The following is a 1,198-nucleotide window of genomic DNA, read 5'->3' on the forward strand; positions in this document are numbered from 1 at the left end:
ATGAGGCCGTGCAGTCGGGCCGCTACAGGCCGCAGCCGGTACGCCGACAGTGGATTGCGAAAACGGACGGCCGGCAACGGCCGTTGGGCATCGCCTGCATCGAGGACAAGCTTGTCCAGCAGGCGTTGGTGTGGGTGCTGGAGGCGATCTACGAGGTCGACTTTCTCGGGTTCAGTTATGGCTTCCGTCCAGGCCGCAGTCAACACGATGCCTTGGATGCGGTGTACATGGCGATCACCACTCGCAAGGTCGGCTGGGTGTTGGATGCGGACATCGAAGCCTGCTTCGATCGCATCGAACACCTCAAACTGTTGGCGGTGTTGGGACGACGGATTGCCGACCAGCGGGTGCTACGGATTATCGAGCACACGCTCAAAGCCGGCGTTATGGATGGCGGGGTATGGCAGTCCAGTGAGCGGGGCGTTCCACAAGGTGCGGTGATTTCACCGTTGCTGGCGAATGTGTTTCTGCACGACGCCATCGACCGGTGGGCGCATGGGTGGCGTGAGCAACAGGCCCAAGGAATGGTGTCGGTTGTTCGCTACGCGGATGATTTTGTGATTGGCGTGCAGTACCGTGGCGATGGTGTGCGCTTACGCGCCGCACTGGAGCAACGGCTGGCGCGGTATGGCCTGAATCTGCATCCAGAGAAGACGCGGTTGATCGAATTCGGACGGTTCGCTCGTGCGAATCGCGCGAAGCGCAGCCAGGGGAAGCCGGAAAGTTTTGACTTTCTTGGCTTCACTCACAGTTGCGCGCGTCGGCGCAGCGATGGTGATTTTGCGCTACGTCGGCAATCGGTCAGCAAGCGCGTACGCGCGTTTCTGCAGAAGGTCAAGTTGGAGTTGCACAAGCGCTTCCACTGGACACCGACGCAGCAAGGAGCGTGGCTGAGCAGCAAGGTGCGTGGCTATTTCCAGTATCACGGCGTGCCGGGTAATCGACGCGCCATGGAAACCGTGCGCCGGGAAGTGAACCGGATGTGGCTGCGTGCACTGCGCCGTCGCAGCCAGCGTCACGCGCTGCCATGGTCTCGCTTCACACGCTGGGTACGTCGCTGGATACCGTCGAGCCGAATCGTCCACCCGTATCCGAACCAACGCTTCGCGTTCTAACTCGATGCAAGAGCCGGATGCGTTAGCAGCGCACGTCCGGATCTGTGCGGGGGGCGCCGGGTGACCGGCGGCCCTACCGCGAT

1 protein-coding gene is annotated in these 1,198 nt (G+C 61.8%); it reads left to right on the plus strand.

Going from position 1 to position 1,198, the window contains the following annotated elements; all coding sequences use genetic code 11:
- A partial coding sequence (ltrA, locus tag IFO71_RS21590) for a group II intron reverse transcriptase/maturase (protein WP_192031759.1) occupies window positions 1-1,115 on the plus strand: 1,115 nt, incomplete at its 5' end.
- Between the last annotated feature and the right edge of the window lie 83 nt (window positions 1,116-1,198).

The sequence above is a fragment of the Pseudomarimonas arenosa genome, assembly GCF_014841215.1.
Classification (GTDB): domain Bacteria; phylum Pseudomonadota; class Gammaproteobacteria; order Xanthomonadales; family Xanthomonadaceae; genus Pseudomarimonas; species Pseudomarimonas arenosa.